Origin of the sequence: Lentzea atacamensis (assembly GCF_003269295.1) — a bacterium.
Lineage (GTDB): Bacteria > Actinomycetota > Actinomycetes > Mycobacteriales > Pseudonocardiaceae > Lentzea > Lentzea atacamensis.
The window spans coordinates 1-16867 of sequence record NZ_QLTT01000013.1 but is presented as its reverse complement, the minus strand read 5'-3'; the positions used below and the strand labels follow the sequence as shown (position 1 = coordinate 16867).

Genomic DNA, 16867 nt, shown 5'->3' with positions numbered 1-16867 from the left:
TTCTACCGCCGCTTGAGGTTTCCGACGCGGGCAAGCACGTCCTGGATCAGAGTGTCCAGCGCAACACGCGATGTCGCGCCGACCACGTGCACCTACCGCCAGCAGACTCAGCGAACCGGTGTGGTCAATCGAAGAGGTTGAGCGGCGTCGTGCTCAACGTGCCTGCCAGAAGGTCCTCGACCAACCTGGGGAGACTGGCGGGAAGGAGTTTGGCCGTCGTCTGATGGAGTTCGGCGGCTGACCACCAGCGCCGTTCGATCAGCCCAGCCTTCTCGTTCTCAGTGGGCTTGAGCGCGACCTTCGGAGCTGTGTCCGTGGCACGAGCCAGAAAGACGTGATCGATGCGGTGATGGTCGCGCCCCTTGTAGTGGAAGCGGGATTCCCGGATCCACAGCTTGCGGCCCAGCGAGGGAAGAACGATTCCGGTCTCCTCCGCTACTTCGCGGCGAGCGCCGTCGACCGGCTCCTCGTCCTCGTCCAAACCTCCGCCGGGCAACTCCCACCAGTCGTGGCCGCGGTCGTGCGGATCGCAGGCGTGGATGAGCAGCACGCGGTCGTGGGCGTCGAGCAGCAGCACCCGAGCGCCGATGCGTGGGGTGAGGGTGGTGGACATCCGGCGGGCGTTCCTCGCGGTCGGCGGACTGGGCGGCAGCCTGCGCGAGTGATGCCGGAGTTCAGAACAGAGTCGGCTCCGGCTCGTTTTGCGCGTTGACCGCCGTGGTGGGGTCCGACGTTAGCAGCGTCCGGTTTGCGGTTAGCGACAACCGGACGGCGAGTCCCGAATGATCGGTGAGCCGCGAGCCGTCCGGCGAGAGTTCCCTGGTCTCGTGCACGTATTTGCAGGCCATGAGCCGCTGGACGACCGCCGGTGAGCCGTGGGCATGGTCGTAGCGGTAGCCGAGTTCTGGGCGGCGGGCCCAGCTGTGTTCGACCAGTTCGGGGTGCAGGTGCCGGAACAGGTCGGTGAGATCGTGCAGCTCGGTCAAGCCGGTGTAGAAGTCGTACTCGAACTGGGCGAACTGGCCGCGGTGGGCGGGCTGGTGGCTGGGCTCGAGCACGTTCAGGTCGCCGAGCACCACCAACGACTCGTCGGAAGCCGTCCGCTTCAGGGCGTCGGAAAACCGGACGAGCCACGTCTTCTTCCGCTCGGTCTTCTCCAGGGTGGAGTCGCGGGACGGCACGTAAACGCCCACAACGCGAAGCGGTCCTTCATCGGTGTCGACCACGACGCCGGCAGCACGTGCATGCAGGTAATCCAAGGCGGCGCCGAGGGGGTCCATCGTGGCGGCGAGCTTGCTGACGATCATCACGCCGAGCTCGCCCGGCGCGTGCTCGGGGTAGGTGACCGAGTATCCGGCGGACGTGAAGGCCTCGGCCAGGAACATGCTGCCCGCCGTGGCCTTGGTTTCGGTCAGCACCAGGACTTGCTCCGGGCGAGCGGCGAGCCATCGCAGCTGCCGGCGAGCGCGGTCGATCGACGGTGCGCCGACGTTGACGGTGAGCAGGCTCAGTGGCATACCGGCGTCTTCTCCTCGAGTACTCGGTGGATCAGCGACACGATCCCGGCGGCGTTCGTGGCGTCGTCGTCGGTGGTGCAGTCCAGCGTTTCCACCGGCCAACCCTTGCTCTGCAGGTCCGCCACGACGTGGACGTAGAGCCCAGACTCCATGTCACTGTTGTCCTCGGCGCGTTCGAAACGGCTGTGCCCGCCGCGTGTGCGGAGTCGGTGGTCGATTACGGCGGGGTCGCCGTTGAGGATGACAGAGAGGTCTGGTCGGTAGACGCCGTGGTTGAGCTGCCACACCGTCTCGGCCGACAGGCCATCAAGGCCCTGCAGTACGAGCGAGGACGCAACGTAGCGGTCGCAGATGACCACTTGGCCTTCGCGCAGTGCGGGTTTGATCTCGGCGTCGAGCTGGTGGTGTCGGTCGGCTGCGCACAGGCACGCCAGGGCCATGCCTTTGTAGGTGTCGGTGCCGTGCCGTGCCAGCTCGCCCAGCGGCGCTCGGGACGGCTGGGCTGTCGCGAGCACCGGCACGCCCGCCGCGATCAACGTGTCGGCGACCAGCTTCGCCGCGGTCGACTTGCCGACGCCGCCAGGGCCGTCCAACGTGATCAGCGTGCCCGGCAGACGTCGGGGTTCGTCGAAGACGACGGTCATACGGGCATCAGCGGCAGCAGCCGACGTTCTCCAGCGGCATGATCGGTCGTGATCGGGCACTGCTCGGCGTCGACATCGCCGATCCGCCCGCCGGACGCGACCACGGCGGCGGGGCAGCCCTTGCCACATTCCGTGCTCATCGAGCAGGACCCGCAGGTGCTGTTGGTGCCGACTTGGTAGCGGTCGTGGAACCGGTAGTCGTCCAGACGTTGCGCGATGTCCGTGTCGGTGAAGATGTTCCCGACGATGAACTCGGTGTCGGCGTGCTGGGATGCCGGCGTGCGGGCGGCGAACACCAAGTACGGGCAGACGGTGACATCGCCGGGTGTGAACACGTAGATGATCGTTCCCGCTTCGCAGCCGGACAACGGCTTGCCGACGGTGTTGGGGAAGCGGATGTGGGCGATGTCGAGGTCCGGCCCGTCGAAGGGCGCGGTCAACGCGTGGATCTCCTGCATGTGCAGGGTGGTCTTCGCGAGCCGGCCCTGCGACTTGACTCCGCGTCCCATGCTGCCCAGCGGGTTGAGCAACACGTAGCGCGCCCCGTGATCACGGGCGAACGTGCACAGCTCGACGTACTCCTCGTTCTGCGCCAACGAGTTCGGTGTGCACAACAAGCCCTGCAAGATCCCGGCGGCGCCGAGTTTCCTCACCGTGGCGACCGTGACGTCGAAACTCACCCGGTCGCCGCGGAACTTGCCGTGCGAGTCTGCGGCGAAACCGTCGAGCGACACGTTGCAGTGCACGCCGAGACTCGAAAGTTCGTCGATCTGCTGGTCGCTCAAGTTGGTGGCGTTCGTGCAGATTCCGACGTCCATGTCGGCCGTGAGGAAGGCGCGCACGATGGCCATGAAGTCGGGGTGGATCGTGGGCTCGCCGCCGGTGATGGTGATCCGCCGAACTCGTGCCTCGCTCAGCCGCGGGATCACCTTGCCGACGATGTCAGCCAGAGGCATCTGCCTACCGATGCGGGTGGCCGACACGAAGCAGTGGGCGCAGCGCAGGTTGCAGTCCTCGTTGATCTGCACGAGAGCTTTGCGATATGGAGTGTCCACTGTGGTCCGGAAGTAGCAAGAGGTTGCGAGCGCCTCTTCGGCGATGCTGCGAGCACTGGTCATCGTGAGCCTCCCCGTCCGCGACAGGCAGGACGCCGATGCCGCCGATGATCGAGTGCCGGATCGAGCACCCCGACTAGATGTTCGGAAGTACAGTAGCGCGACTTTAGATGTCCGAGTGGACATCTTTCGGACAGTACGGGTACAACTGCGATCATCGACAACCCAACTGTCCACGCGAACAACTCGCATGTCAGGGTGTGTCCGCCGACAAGCTGGAACTAGGAGGCGACGGTGCCCGGCATCGCAGACGAGGTTGACGCGGAGGAACTGCTGGCGACCCTGCTGGGCTGCCCGCCGGAGATGCTCGACGTCAGCCTCGATCAGCTCCGCACCCTCGCCGTCGTGCACACTGCGGGCACCGCACAGCGCGCGGCTCGCGTCTTGGGCCGTGAACAGTCCAGCGTGCAGAAGCAGCTCGACAACCTCAACCGGGTCGCAACCCGCCTCGTCGGCGAGGCGCTGGTACTAAAACAGGGACGAGGCAAGGACTTCCTCTTCACCCCGTCCGGCGAGGAGGTCGTCGCGCTGGCAATCCAGACCTTGGGCTCGTGGACCGACAGCCTGCACCGCAGCCGGCGACGACTCGGCTCCACCGTCACCTTCGGCACCACCGAGTTCACCGTCGAGTTCCTTGGCGCCGTCTGGCCGTCGCTGCGTGAGGACTTCGAGCGTCGCGACATCCACCTCAACATCGAGCACGTCCGCACCCGCGACCTATGGCGCAAACTCGACGCCAAAAAGGTCGACATGGTCTGCGGCAGTTTCGCCGCCCAGCCAGGCCGGCCGCCCGAACTCGACTACGACTTCCTGGAATGGCATCGCGAACGCGTTGCACTGCTCACCAACCTCACCACCCGCGAACTGCCGGACACCCCGGTGACCTCAGCCAAGCTGCCTAGCCTGCCGCTGCTCGCACCGACCGCCGGCCTGCTCGCCCAGTTCCTCGGCCGCTGGTACGGCCCCGACTACCGCGGCACGCTCGACGTCATTGCCGACATCGACTCACTCAACTACGGCCTCAACCTGCTCAACACCGAGCTGATGCACGGATGCATGCTCACCACGGAACGAGTCGCCGACGCCGTCCTGGAAGGACGCCTGCCCGGCCGCGCCCTACGCAAGATCGACCTCGCCAACGACTACAAGCCCGCACTTGAAATCGTCACCGGAATCTTCGCCCGCCGCGGCGAGCGTGACCGCTACGCCGCAGACCATCCGCTCAACCTGTTGTGGGATGCGTTCGAGGCAGCGAGCCCGACGAGATCAGTTCCTGCCGCTCTGCCGGGTTAACGGCAACCGCCGCACACGCTCAACCGAACGCATGTGCGAGGCCGGTCAACGGGACTACAGCGCAGCTGTCATTCCGGCTGTTCAGCCTTGTACGCCGACGACACGCTGTCCGAGTCCCTGCGTGGCGGCACGGGCGAGGTCGTCGTGCAGCAGTTGATGACCCGTGCGTTGCTGCCGAGCGGAAAGATCTCGACTCTCTTCAGCGGGATGATTCTGGTTCCGGGACGGCGTGGAGGTCGAATTGCAGTTCTCCGAGGTCCAGGCGCAGGTGTGTCAGCACGTCAGAGGCGCCAGTCGACGTGGAATAGAACCAGCATCGAAGATGCGAATGGCGGACTTGTAACAACCGGCGCCACGCGAGCTATGTGCCGTGCATGACGCCGCCCAGACGAAGATCTTCGATGACCGGACCGAATCGGCTCGCTTCCGCCCTGCTGGTCGCTTTCCTCGCACTGGCACCTGCCGCTGTGAGCGCACCGACGGCTCAGGCGCAGTCCACTGCATGCGGGAAAGTCGAGGTCGTAACGTTCCGCGGCAGCGGTGAGAACAGCGTCGACGACGGAGACCGGTCGAACGGACTTTCCGGCCCGACGCTGCAAAAGATCATCGACAAGGCTCGCACACTCCCATCGGCGACCGGCTACACCTTGGCCGACGTCAAGGTCTACGGCGTGCCCTACCCCGCCATTCCGGCCGAGGAGTACAACGAAAAGGACCAGGACCTCTTCGACTCGATCGAGTACGGTCGCCTGTTCGGCAGCGGATACCTGCAGAAGCGTCACAAGGAATGCGAGTCGACCGGGACGCGATTCATTCTCGCCGGGTATTCGCAGGGTGTCATCGCCGCGCGCGAGGTCGCCCAGGACGTTCCGGAGAGCTGGATCGCCGGGGTCTTCGGGTTGGGAGATCCCGCGCAGAAGGCCAACGCCCGTGGTGTCACCGGCGGTGGCGCGAACGGCACCGGGATATACCGGAAGCTGATTGAGAAGGACGACGGCACGGCGAGTAGCGACTCGTTCTACGACCTGTTGGTGCCGACTTTCCTGTTCTGCCACGACAACGACCCAGTTTGCGACATCACCCTCAGGTTCTGGTGGCCCCCGGCGGACTTCGGACCGCACAGCAACTACGGCGGCACGGACGCGGAGCTCGGCGAACTCGCCGGCCAACTGCGTGGCATGGCCGAGGCCGCGGAGACCACTCCTGCACCCCCGGACGGTTCCGGCACCGGACCCGCGGACCTGATGTTCGCGATCGACACGACCGGATCCATGTCGCCCTATCTCACCGCCGCAGTCGCGAGCGCCAAGAGCACCGCCGACGCGCTGCACGCGGTGAGCTCGAAGGCCAGGGTCGGGTTGGTCGAGTACCGAGACCACGGCGACAGCTATGTGGCGCGCACCGTCGTGCCGTTGACGGAGGACTTCGCCGCCTTCGAGTCCGGTCTGCGTGGTCTTGGCGCGGCCGGCGGCGGTGACACGCCTGAGGCCGTCTACACCGGGCTCGTCACGGCACTCGGCGCGGACTGGAACCGATCCGCCACGCGTGCGCTCATCGTGCTCGGCGACGCTCGCGCACACGACCCCGAGCCGGTGACAGGACTGACCGCCGCGGCGGTGACCGACATCGCCAAGGGCGTCGCTCCGATGCCAGCCCTGCCGCCAACCGTCGGTACCGCTGTCGCACGCACTGCTGCCGAACCCGACGCTCCCGCCCAGGAACGTGAGGAGGAGACGCAGACCGCCGTTCCTGAGGCCAAGATCGCCGCCACACCCGGTGAGAAGATTCCCGCGGTGCCCATTTACGCGTTGTCCGCCAACGACGAGCTCAGCGCGCAGATGGTTCCGATCACGACCGCCACCGGTGGCTCCACGTTCCCGATCGGTTCTCCGGACGAGGTGACCAAGAGCGTCGTGCGTGCAGTCGAGGACGCGAGCACCGCGCCGACAGCGCGGCTCAAGGCGGCGGGCACCGTGCTCGCCGGCAACAAGACAACGCTCAGCGGCCTCGCTTCCAGCTATGTCGGCGACGCCACCTTCGCGTTCGACTTCGACACCGACGGCACGATCGATCTGACCGGCTCTGACGCGACCGTGGCGCACACCTACACGGCGACCGGTGGCGTGAAAGCACGACTGGTCGTGACCGACAGCCGCGGCCGTTCGTCCGAGGCCCTGGTGGACATCGATGTCCGTGCCCTGGAGTCGCTGCACTACGGCGAACCGGCTCCGAGCATGGGGCCGAGCACTCCCCAGTCACCGACGCCGGGGCCGTCCTCCACCCCGGCACCGGCACCGAATCCCCCGGCGACCGGCGGTCTCGCCTTGACCGGAATCGCTGGGCTCGGCGCGATGATCGGCCTCGGCTCCGTTCTGCTTGGCTGCGGTGTCTTGTTGTTCGTGACGACGAGGCGTCGCAGGCGGCACAGCACCACGGACTGATCCTGAGTGGGCAGGCGATTCAAACTCATCGCCTGCCCACTCAAGCGTGCCCCGAAGCGGTGAGAATCCGATGGCAACGGATGTTGCACCAGCCGGAAGCTTGATCGTCTACGCCGCGGCCTGCGGCTGCGGGGCACGCTCTGAGAGCAAACGGAGAGCAGCACGGCGCCCTGAATGTGCCAGAACAGTCCTCAATGGACCTGAACGGAGCTTCACTGACTGCGGAAGTCGTGCTTCCAAAGGTCGGCGGAGCATCGGCGTCCTACCTCCGGTCGAGCCCCTGAGTGCTTAGGTTTCGTGACCAAGTACCTACTCGCGCTTGAGAGCTAAGGCGATGTCCCCAAGGCACCACGTTTCCGGAGTTCAGTGACGCGGGAGTGCGCCGAACGATCCAAGCTTACGGCCACTTCAAGCTGATGAGTAAGAGCCCAGGCCGCTGTAACCGCCGCCATCAAAGATCAATCCTTCGATGCGCCATCGAGAGTCTTGTAGCGCAACCGGAAGCTGGCCAATGCGACCCCAGATCCGCTGGTTATGACGACCTCGTCAAGCGGCGCCGCCGCACAGCAGCACAAGGGGAGAAGCTGGCCAACGTCCTCAATGTCCTTGCCGTTCCAACACATCTATCGCGCAGGAGATCATCGTGCCGAGAACGTAGAACCTCTCCAGCGGCACCGCATACCGCAAGCCGTAGCGGCGCGCGACCACAACGCCAGCCACGTGTTCTATGTGGGAGCTGGTCATCTCCCGCATGACCGCAACAACGGCATGCTCCTCCTCGGCCGGTGTCAGCGTGCGCAACGCAAGGCGGGCGACGACTTCGGCAACGTGTGGATCGCTGGGTGTGGTGGCGAGCCAGGTCCACCAGCATCCGCGGGCAGCGATCGTTCCGATGCCCAAGTCGACGCCACCTTCGACGCACAGGCGGTAGAACAGCTCGTACAGGGCGTGGCTAGCCGCAAGGTCGAGTGGCCCGACCCTGCGCTCGAACGCGGGGTCGGGCCACTCGACTGGTTCCAGCTGCACGCAGCTCGCCTCCTGGCCGCAGCTACCGCTTCTTTGATCCCGGCGGCTGGTCGCCCTCGTTCAGGGCATCCACGAGATCCTCAAGTTCCGGTTTGAGGGCGCGAAGCCAGCAGCGTCCGGCCGCAATGAACCAGCGCTTCACCTTGCGTCCCAGCAGCTTGAGCAGTGGAATGCTCTGCTCCGCCAGGTAGGCCGCGAGGAACAGCTTGATGATCAGCAGCTTGTCCGCGTACAGGTCGAGCAGCGAGCTGACAACGGCCTCCAGCGGCATGCCCTGCGAGACCGCCCCGTGGGTGGCGACGGCGGCCGCCGCCAGACCGAACAACGTGGGGAAGGTGCTGACGAACGTGAGCAGCGTCGGCCGCTGCCTCTCCGGCACGTTCAGCCTGCGATGCGCAAGCATCGTGGCGACGACGAGCAGCACGCCGAGCACCGGCGCGGCGTACACCGCCAGTCGCTCGTCCGGCAGCAGCACACTTGCCGCCGTCCAACATCCCGAGGTGGCAACCCAGGTCTGCAAGACACTGAACTCGTGACGTGGCACGTTCATTTGGCTACCCTCAGGTGTCGACATTCGGAGCTCCCGGGCACGAAGTCGGTGAACGATCAGGGCCGACCGGTGCAACGGTTCGGCCCTGACTTATTTCAAGCTCCAACGTTACGCAGGTTTTTCCCTAGTCGTTCATGTGTATTCGCAGCTCAGAAGCATCATGAAGCTCTTTCGGGTGATGTTCACCTTCCTCTGGCGACAGCTGAGCGCAACCTAATTCGCGCAGTGGAGTGCCCATTTCTGCGCTCCTGCGACAACCACCAGGTGTTGTGACATCAACTCAAATCCGACGTCGTTCCCTGCAACGCTTCTACCTGCGGCAATTAATCGATCTGTTGCACTCAAACGGTTGATTGACCCGCGTGCCGACCATCACGTTGCATCGTCTGATGCAAGAGGTGGTTCGCATCACAGGCGTCGACGACCCCCGTCAACTGCTCCGCTACGCGGCGATTGCGCAGTTGGAAGCGGTAAAGGAGGCAACTGGATACCGGCAGCAGCGTGTCGCCGCCAACATGCCGATGTACAACAAGAAGGGCGGCCTCAACAGGGCTCTGAAGGACCCGAAGGACAACCTGCTCGCGTTGCTCGACAACGTCATCCTCTCCCTCCTCCCCGACCTCGGCCGCACCGGTGGACTGACCGCGCTTGCCGTCCGGTTGCGACGGAAAGGCCCGACCGAGGCGTTGATCCCGGTACTGCCGGCCGCATGGGGCAGGGAGATAACCCGCCGCGAACTGCGCGACGAGGTCGACGTTCTGAATGCTGCGGCGAAGATCGTGCAGAAGATGCTCGCCGTCCGCGACAACGCGCGTCACGTGCTGGACCGCAACAGGGACGTGCTGCACGACATCATCGCCCGTCTCATCCTCATCGGGGCGGCACCACCCACTCCGCACAACGTCGAAGCGCTGCTGTTGCTGGGTTCGCTGGCAGGGGTGCCCAGCGCGTTCGAGATGGTCGACGGGCAGCTGGAGGAAGCGCTGGAGGCGAACCCGCTGGGGTTCCGCGTGTGGCGGGCGGTGACGGCGGTGGTGAAGCTCAATGAGACCGACCCGGCGGCTGAGAACTCGATCAGGCCGTGGGTGCAAGACCAGCTCAAAGCTGCGGAGGACCGGCGGATCGACAGCCTGTTCCCCGCACGGTGCCTGGACCTCGAGCTGGCCATCGCCATCCCCGAGTCCTGGTCACCACCTGGCGAGGAAGACTGGGCGGCCGACGCTCTACGTCGCCGTATCGACAACACGAAGGCTTCGGTACGTGAACGCGGCACCGCCGCCACCGGGCTGTGGGAGCGCGCCTGTGCACAGGAGAACGAACTGCACCGCAAAGCGACGGAGGTCTACCTGCGCGGGGTCATCGAGAAATTCCGCGCCGAGGCGACGGATACCGACCATGGCAGCGGATTGCGCTGGGTTGCGGACACGCTGGAACACATCCTCGACCGGAACATCGCGGTGTGCGACAACAACTGGCCCAAGACCGGAGACCCCGCACTCCGGATCGTGGACGAAGCCGCCCAGGTGATCATCGAGCAACGGGTGACCCTGCCGGAGAACATTCGCACAGCGACCCAGGAACTGTTCCGGCACGCCTTGCTGCAGAACGCGGGCGTGCACCGCCGCCATGCCGTCGACACCTTGGCCTCAGGCAGCTGGACCGCACCGCTGGTTCCGGCGCTTGAGCACGTGCTCCGGCACGAGGAGTCGCGCACCTGGCTGCGGTGTCGTGCTCTGTTCGCTCTGAGCTTCCTGCAGGAACGTTCGCGCGACGTCGAGCGGGTGATGCGCGAGGCCTGCGAACGCGCCAAGAAGAAAGTCGACCTCGCCTTGCGCGAGTCGCCGCACCTGCCCCTCTCGCTCGCGGCAGAAATGCACGCTGCGCTCTTCGCAGTGGGCGACTGCTACGGCACCGTGGGCAGCGAGGCCGACGCTCGCCGCCTTCGGCGTCACCTCGACCCGATGTTGCGCGAGTTGTTGGAACTCAGCAGCACCAACGAGTCGTTGACCCGCATCGGCCGAGCGGCCGCGTACACCGTCGCGGTCACCGCGCGGGACGACGACAAGAGCTCGCGGGAGATGCTCCAGCATGCCGTGAACGACCACCAAGACGAGGCCACCGCGCGGTTGTGCGGATGGGCTCTTGGCCGGTTCAACGACGACGGCACCGTGATCCCCATTCACATGATCTTCGACCGCGGCATCCGCGGTCGGCGTGGCACCACGTCCTGATCGGCTTAAGAGAGATATCGTGCTCGCTGATCTTGCCGTGCCGCTTGGTGCCTGCGAGCCTCTGCTGTTGTGCCTACGTCGGCTGGCGCGGGTGACCCGTTGACGTCAGAATGATCGGCATGCTGACCGCGGTGCTGTACGGCCTGGCCGCATCAAGCGCGCTGGTGGTCGGCTCCATCGCCGGCTCGCTGTGGCGGCCGCCGCGATGGCTTACCGGAGTGCTACTGGCCTTCGCCAGTGGGGCACTGATCTCAGCCCTGGCCTTCGAGCTGTTCGAGGAGGCGTTTCACCTCGGCGGCGCGGTGCGGTCCGGGCTTGGTCTGCTGGCAGGGGCGGCCACGTTCGTGTTGGTGGACTCCGCTCTGGACCGCTATATCGCCGGCCACCCCGGGCCCGAGCAGCGGGAGGTGGCGAAGGCCGGTGCACGCGGCGGCGTCGGCTTCGCGCTGCTTGCCGCGGTGACCCTGGACGGGATACCGGAGAACCTCGCACTCGGGGTGTCCTTGGCCAGCGGGGTGTCGTTGACCTTGCTCGTGGCGATCTTCTTCTCCAATCTTCCGGAGTCGCTGGTCGGCGCCGTCGCGATGCGCGAGTCGGGGCAAAGCAGGCGAACCGTGATCACGACGTGGGCGACGTGTGCGCTGCTGCTGGCAGGTGCGGTGGTGCTCGGCAGGCTGGTCGCGGGCGGGCTGAGCGATGCCGTACTGGCTGTGGCGCTGTCCTTCGCCGGTGGGGCGGTGATCGCGTCGCTGGCCGACACACTGATGCCCGAGGCGTTCGAGCACGGCCGGCCGCTCAACGCGTTCGCCACAGCGGGGGGCTTCTTCTTGTCGTTCATCCTTGCCGGCTGACCATTCCAGGAGCAGCGCACAGCTCGAAGGCGGCCCGGCGTTGTGCGGACCAGTGCCGTCAGGCGCTGTCCGCCCTCACCGACTAGGAAACCCGCCCGACTGCGTGCCATCGCGCACCATGGCCACCAGGTCCTCGCGCGCTCGCGCCACGCGTGACCGGATGGCACCGACCGGGCAGTCGCGCACCTGGGCGGCGTCGGCGTAGGACAGACCGAGCGACTGAGTGAGGACGAACGCCGTGCGCCGCTCGTGGTCGAACGAGCAGACCATCTCGTTGAGCACAACGCTCTCGGCAAATCCGGGTTCGACGTTGCACCGCGAACAACGCGACCGGCCCGGTGCCGGATCTGACCGCGGCCATCCTCGACGCGGCACCCCGACCTCGCCCCGAGGCTGGCTGCCCCGGACGTTGCTGGGCGGTGTCGCGATCGCCCAGCTGCCCCCTCGGTCTCGCCCAGGTACTGGGCACCGGCACGTCCACGCACGGCTCCCACACCACCGGTGTCGACAGCAGCCACCTGTTCAACGAGAGCACCGCCTGGAACCTCGCTCTCGGCCTAAGCCTGTCCTGGCGGCGCGATCCGTTCGCAGGAAGAACCCAGAGCACAGGCACTTGTTCGAGTCGGTCAACGCGGCGATCATCACCTGATGAGCAGGCCCGACCACGACTGAAGACGGAGGCGGACGTGAGCCAGCGGTGGATAAGAGCGACGGCGATCGTCATCGCCGTCGCACTCACGCTCACGGCGCTGTACTACTTGGTCGCAAGCCTCTGAATGCGTTCAAGTTCCGGCGGCTGTGGCTCGAGATGATGACGTCCCGATGCCGCTGTGGGCGCACTGGAAGCCCTCAGTAGCGCAATCAGTCGCGCACGCGACGAGCAACGTTGCTGTGACGACGGCGAGCAAGTGGTCACAGCTGAGCGCGCACATGCACGCCAGCATGAACCACAGCAACAGCCTCATGTACCAAGGTCAGGGACGGTGTAACCGTCCGCACAGCTCATTCGGGAGACGCTTGAGGTTTCCGAGGGTGGCGCGGCGGGCCGTGCTTTGGGAGTGGCTACCTGCTGCCGCGTCGGCTTTCAGGTGATCAACAGGACGTCACTCTTCGAACGCGAAGTCGCCACCGTCGTCCTCGAAGACGTCTTCCACGACTTCGCCAATGATCATGCCGCCGACGACGCCTGCCGCGCCTGCGGCAACCATGCCGCCGATGCCCGGACCGCTGCGGTGACCGTGATGCCTGTGCTGGTCGTAGCCATGATGACCGTGCATGGGCTGGCCGTACGCGGGCTGGCCGCCGAAGGCCGGGTTGGCGTGGCCGCGCTCGGCGATCTGGGCGAGCCAGCCGTTGATCGCCGAGGCCCAGTCGGTGGCTTGAGCTTCCTGGTGCGACACCCGGAAGTGGCCGAACGCATCGCCGCCGGAGGAGAACATGCCGCCGCGCTTGTCGGCCTCGAGCACCACGTAGAGCTCGTGCGGGCTGGCGACGAAGGTCAGTTCGACCTGGCTGATCCTGCCCGCGTACTGGGCGGGCGGGAAGAACTCGATCTCCTGGTAGAAGCCGAGCTCCTGGTGCACGCCGTGGATGCGGCCGGCCTCGACGTCCGCGCCGCGGAACGAGAAGCCGAGCTGCCCGAATCGGCCACCGGAGCCGACATCGCGACGGCGATCGACGCCGCCGAACAACGAGTGCGGACCGCCGTCCCGATCGCACGTGTCATCTACCTCGAACCAGACGTGCTCCACACCCAGAAGAACACCGACCCCGGCGCCGATGAGACTCAATCACAAGCTGACCGAAACGCCTGACACACCAACGAGCCTGATCAAGTCGGTCCAGGGAGTGCGGGCACATTGACCTCTGCCGATCGGAACCGCGGGATGGTGATGGTGAGCGATCCCGCCATCTTGTCACCGGTGAGGTAGGGGGCGATGCGTAGGCGTCCGGATGCGCATCGCTCTCAGCGATCGCGCGCCCGATAGCGCGGATCTCGCGCAGGTCTTCATCGAGCTGTTCGCGGGTGGCTGGCGACCGCGGGGTGATCGGTGTCAGGCCAAGTCCGTCGATCATCCCGGCCGGGCAGTGCGCGAGGATCGAAGCGATACCTCGCCGAAGACACGATCGATCCCGATTTTCTCCCACGCCTAACATCAGTTCATGGCGATCTACGCGGACCAAGGCCGGACGGACTCGTCTTTCCAGCGTGAGAGCGAATCCAGGGCCGAGTTCTATGACCGGGTCGCCGGGCCGTACTGGGATCAGGTGCGCGAGGTGATCAACGAGTGGTGGTCGCACCTTCCTGCGGACGTGCAGCCGGGCTTCCGCAGTCGGCTTCGAGACCGAAACTCCGACACGAACGTCAGCTCGACGTTGTGGGAGTTGTACCTGCACGAGATGCTGATCGGCTCCGGCTGCACCGTCGAGATCGAGCAAGCTGCCGGCGACCGAGGCAAGCGCCCGGACTTCCTTGTGAGTCATGCGGAAGGGCAGTTCGTCCTGGAGGCGATCTGGACGGCGCAGCGCTTGAAAGGCACCGCCTACAGCACGTTGACCCTGTCACTGTTCGATGCGATCAACGCGGTCCCCAGCCCGAACTTCAGCCTGGCCGTCACGATCAACAAGACCGGCACGGCGAAACCGTCTGAGAAGCGGCTCAAGGCAGGTCTGGTGCGTTGGCTCGAAGGCCTGGATCCGGACGAGTTTGACGGCGCTCAGGACAACCCGGCGAAGTTCAGTCACACCTGGGAGGAGGGCGACTGGTCTTTCTCGTTCCAGGCCATCCTCAGAAGTCTCGGCAACCGAGGTCTCTCCGCGTCGACAATCGGCTTCTACCCGGCGTTGCCGTGGTTCGGCGGTGAGAGCGACTTGATGCACAGCGCCGTCAAGAAGAAGGGCAGCAGGTACGGCGACCTCGACTTGCCGTTCGTCGTGGCGGTCGGGTTCGCAGTCTTCTTCCCCCGCAACGAGGACGTCGAGACCGCGCTGTACGGAACCACTGTGGAGTATGTCGAGCGAGGCAAGGCGTCTACCTATGGCCGGTTGCGGGACGGCTATTGGACGCTTCCACACGACCACGACCACGGCCATGAGCGGGTGAGCGGCGTCCTCATCGTCGATAACCCTGCGCCCTGGACGTGGGCGACCAACACCCCGACTCTGTGGCACAGCGCGAGCCCGAACTCGATCAGCACGCCGGTGCTCCCGACCTGGGATTCGGTGCGGATGGTGGACGGCCGGATCGAGCGCGAACCCGCCGCGGCGAAAGCTCACACCGTGATCGGTCTTCCAGCGCAGTGGCCGTCCGGTAAGCCGTTCCCACGCACGCACGCAACTCCTGTGAAGTGATCTTCAGGAGCCTCGTCGCCACCCGAAACCGCGCCTCGCAGACGCCTGGCGGTTGATCGGCAGCTCGGTGCTACGCCGACGGGAGGTCGTCGCGGCGGTGCAGCCGGGCGCGCCGGTACACGTAGAACGGGTCGGTGTCGACGACGTCGTCGTCCCAGACGTACATCACGCCGATGGTGCCGATCGTGAGTCCGCTGGTGTACCTGGTGAGTCGGTTTCGACTTCGGCTGGCCGTGCCTGTGGCCGGCTCGATCCACAGTCCCGTCGCGTCGACACCGTCGCGCTTACCCAGCTGGCGGAGTGCCCTCAGCGCGGGATGCTTGTACAGAACCATGTGCACACTGTCCGCCTTCGAACCACCGTCCAGGAACGGCTTGAGCACCGTCGGAACGCGATAGTTCTCGTGGGCCATGCGGCATCCCATGTGCTTGGCGACGTAGCGGGCGAGATTCGTCGCCCCGTCCTCCCACTGAGCGCCGTACACCTTGGACAGGTCCAGGTAGCGCCGCCTCCACAGGCTGTCCAGGTGCTCCCACACATACGAAGCGAACCTGTCGTACGCCATGTCGAAGGGCTGGCTTCGGGTGTTGTTGCACGCACCGCACAAGTTCGCGGAGAACTTCACGAAGGTGGACTTGCGCGCCGAGCGGACGTTCGCCGTCTGCGTGCCACCGACCCCTACGACAACCGTCTCACCGAAGTGATGCTCGGTGGAGCGTTGTCTGGTGCCTCATCTGGGTCAAGCGCCAAGGGGGCAAGGCTTTCAAGCACTTCCGCCATTCCCCAAAAGTTCTCATTGAGCCAGGCCCTTGCACCATCCGCTCCTCGATGGCGGACGTTCTTACGTGTGTCCTTGAGCGCCAGCAGCAGCTCTCGCGCCTTGTCCCGGTACTCGCTCCAGTACTCGGACGACTCGTGCAGTCGTTGCATCTCCGGATACCGCGCGAGCGGGTTCAGCACGCCGTCCTCGTATGCCTTTTCAACCAGTTGCGCGAAGCTCAGGCGCTTGGACCGTCGGTTGACGGTCGACTCCAAGATCAGTTCGACCGCAGCGTGGAGCTCTTCGAGAAGTGTCTCCGGTGCAACCTCTCCGAAGTGCCAGTCGGCCATCAACCCCATCGTGACGTCCAAGCGCGCTTGCAGACGAGGTGCCTTGTCAGCGTAGAGCTCGTGCGGCCGAAGGTAGGCGGGTTCGGAGCGTGCTCTCAGCGTCGGCCGCCACCCCTCCCCGTAGCGGTCGTACATCCCCAGACGAGCTCGGGTCAGGATGTCGATTAGTCCCATCGCAAGCCGACGGCGATGGCCTGGAGTTCGAGCACACGGTGTGGCCTCGCCAATCGTTGGCAAATCTCGGCGCAGGCGATCCAGATAGATGTCCAGTCCGTAGGTCTGACCATCGAGTGCGAGATAGCAGGTGCTGCTGTCGGTAGAGATCTCCGACCTGAAGCGCCAGATGCCCAGCTGCTTGGCTCGGCGGCGAGCGGCAGCCATCCACGCCTGCACCAAAGGCTCGTCCGGTGAGCGGAACTCGAAGATCACGTCGAACCCGGCCATGCGTCAATTCTGTCTTGACCCGCCAGCCAGCCTGTAGCCCGGGCCAGTGTCGGTAATTCCTGTTGAGCAGGCAACACGCCAGGAGCCGGAGTCCGACGTGGCATACGACTCCGATCCCGCCTGGATCGCCCCCATGGTCGCGAAGCTTCACCGCGGGCCGCGCGCGAAAGCTGACGATGCGCTCCCCCGCGGCTCGGCGCTAGGGCCCGTCCTCAAAGCTGGTTCGTCTGACGTGCTTTGATCTTGTGCCGTGGTGCGCAGGCATGAGCTGACTGATGAGCAGTGGCAGGCGTT

14 protein-coding genes and 1 pseudogene are annotated in these 16867 nt (G+C 65.6%); 5 read left to right on the top strand and 10 right to left on the bottom strand.

Features of this window, described 5'->3' with window-relative positions:
* Window positions 1–124: 124 nt before the first annotated feature.
* From C8D87_RS40105 to C8D87_RS40090, 4 genes are all read right to left on the bottom strand, one after another.
* The gene (locus C8D87_RS40105; protein WP_112231428.1) at window positions 125–613 is read right to left on the bottom strand and encodes an NUDIX hydrolase; all 489 of its coding nucleotides are present in this window, start codon (window positions 611–613) and stop codon (window positions 125–127) included.
* Between the two features lie 61 nt (window positions 614–674).
* A complete protein-coding gene (locus C8D87_RS40100; RefSeq protein ID WP_112231426.1) occupies window positions 675–1517 on the bottom strand; it encodes an endonuclease/exonuclease/phosphatase family protein in 843 nt (280 codons plus the stop codon).
* A complete protein-coding gene (gene tmk, locus C8D87_RS40095) occupies window positions 1508–2161 on the bottom strand; it encodes a dTMP kinase (RefSeq protein WP_112231424.1) in 654 nt (217 codons plus the stop codon). Before tmk ends, C8D87_RS40100 begins: the two co-directional genes overlap by 10 nt.
* Window positions 2158–3279, bottom strand: coding sequence for a radical SAM protein (locus C8D87_RS40090; protein ID WP_112231422.1), 1122 nt, complete (start codon window positions 3277–3279; stop codon window positions 2158–2160). Before C8D87_RS40090 ends, tmk begins: the two co-directional genes overlap by 4 nt.
* Before the next feature lie 231 nt (window positions 3280–3510).
* Between C8D87_RS40090 and C8D87_RS40085 the strand changes: the two genes are divergently transcribed.
* Window positions 3511–4569 (top strand): LysR family transcriptional regulator, encoded by a 1059-nt coding sequence (locus tag C8D87_RS40085; RefSeq protein WP_233442515.1) that lies wholly within the window; start codon window positions 3511–3513, stop codon window positions 4567–4569.
* A 401-nt stretch (window positions 4570–4970) separates the two neighbouring features.
* Window positions 4971–7010: a VWA domain-containing protein gene (locus C8D87_RS40080; protein ID WP_170166752.1), complete on the top strand. Its 2040-nt coding sequence runs from the start codon at window positions 4971–4973 to the stop codon at window positions 7008–7010.
* A gap of 597 nt (window positions 7011–7607) precedes the next feature.
* On the opposite strand, the gene C8D87_RS40075 is transcribed toward C8D87_RS40080, so the two are convergent.
* Window positions 7608–7910 (bottom strand): hypothetical protein, encoded by a 303-nt coding sequence (locus C8D87_RS40075; protein ID WP_170166751.1) that lies wholly within the window; start codon window positions 7908–7910, stop codon window positions 7608–7610.
* 148 nt (window positions 7911–8058) lie between these two features.
* Window positions 8059–8586 (bottom strand): hypothetical protein, encoded by a 528-nt coding sequence (locus C8D87_RS40070; RefSeq protein WP_146772014.1) that lies wholly within the window; start codon window positions 8584–8586, stop codon window positions 8059–8061.
* Between the two features lie 398 nt (window positions 8587–8984).
* On the opposite strand from C8D87_RS40070, the gene C8D87_RS40065 reads away from it, so the two are divergent.
* Both C8D87_RS40065 and C8D87_RS40060 read left to right on the top strand, forming a co-directional pair.
* A complete protein-coding gene (locus C8D87_RS40065) occupies window positions 8985–10817 on the top strand; it encodes a hypothetical protein (RefSeq protein WP_146772013.1) in 1833 nt (610 codons plus the stop codon).
* Between the two features lie 119 nt (window positions 10818–10936).
* Entirely contained in the window at window positions 10937–11668 is a 732-nt protein-coding gene (locus C8D87_RS40060) for a ZIP family metal transporter (RefSeq protein ID WP_112231719.1), read from the top strand.
* A gap of 75 nt (window positions 11669–11743) precedes the next feature.
* Here C8D87_RS40060 and C8D87_RS40055 read toward each other — a convergent pair whose 3' ends face one another.
* Together C8D87_RS40055 and C8D87_RS40050 are read right to left on the bottom strand one after the other, a co-directional pair.
* On the bottom strand, window positions 11744–11950 hold the full coding sequence (locus tag C8D87_RS40055; RefSeq protein ID WP_233442514.1) for a sigma factor-like helix-turn-helix DNA-binding protein: 207 nt from the start codon (window positions 11948–11950) through the stop codon (window positions 11744–11746).
* An 821-nt stretch (window positions 11951–12771) separates the two neighbouring features.
* A pseudogene (locus C8D87_RS40050) lies at window positions 12772–13311 on the bottom strand (sporulation protein); the annotation flags it as partial.
* 520 nt (window positions 13312–13831) lie between these two features.
* Between C8D87_RS40050 and C8D87_RS40040 the strand changes: the two are divergent.
* Window positions 13832–15019 (top strand): hypothetical protein, encoded by a 1188-nt coding sequence (locus C8D87_RS40040; RefSeq protein WP_215732621.1) that lies wholly within the window; start codon window positions 13832–13834, stop codon window positions 15017–15019.
* Between the two features lie 70 nt (window positions 15020–15089).
* Here the strand turns inward: C8D87_RS40040 and C8D87_RS40035 are convergent, their stop codons facing one another.
* Entirely contained in the window at window positions 15090–15584 is a 495-nt protein-coding gene (locus C8D87_RS40035) for a hypothetical protein (RefSeq protein WP_146772012.1), read from the bottom strand.
* A 113-nt stretch (window positions 15585–15697) separates the two neighbouring features.
* Complete coding sequence (locus tag C8D87_RS40030; RefSeq protein WP_112231408.1) at window positions 15698–16573, bottom strand: hypothetical protein; 876 nt, start codon at window positions 16571–16573, stop codon at window positions 15698–15700.
* Window positions 16574–16867: the final 294 nt, after the last annotated feature.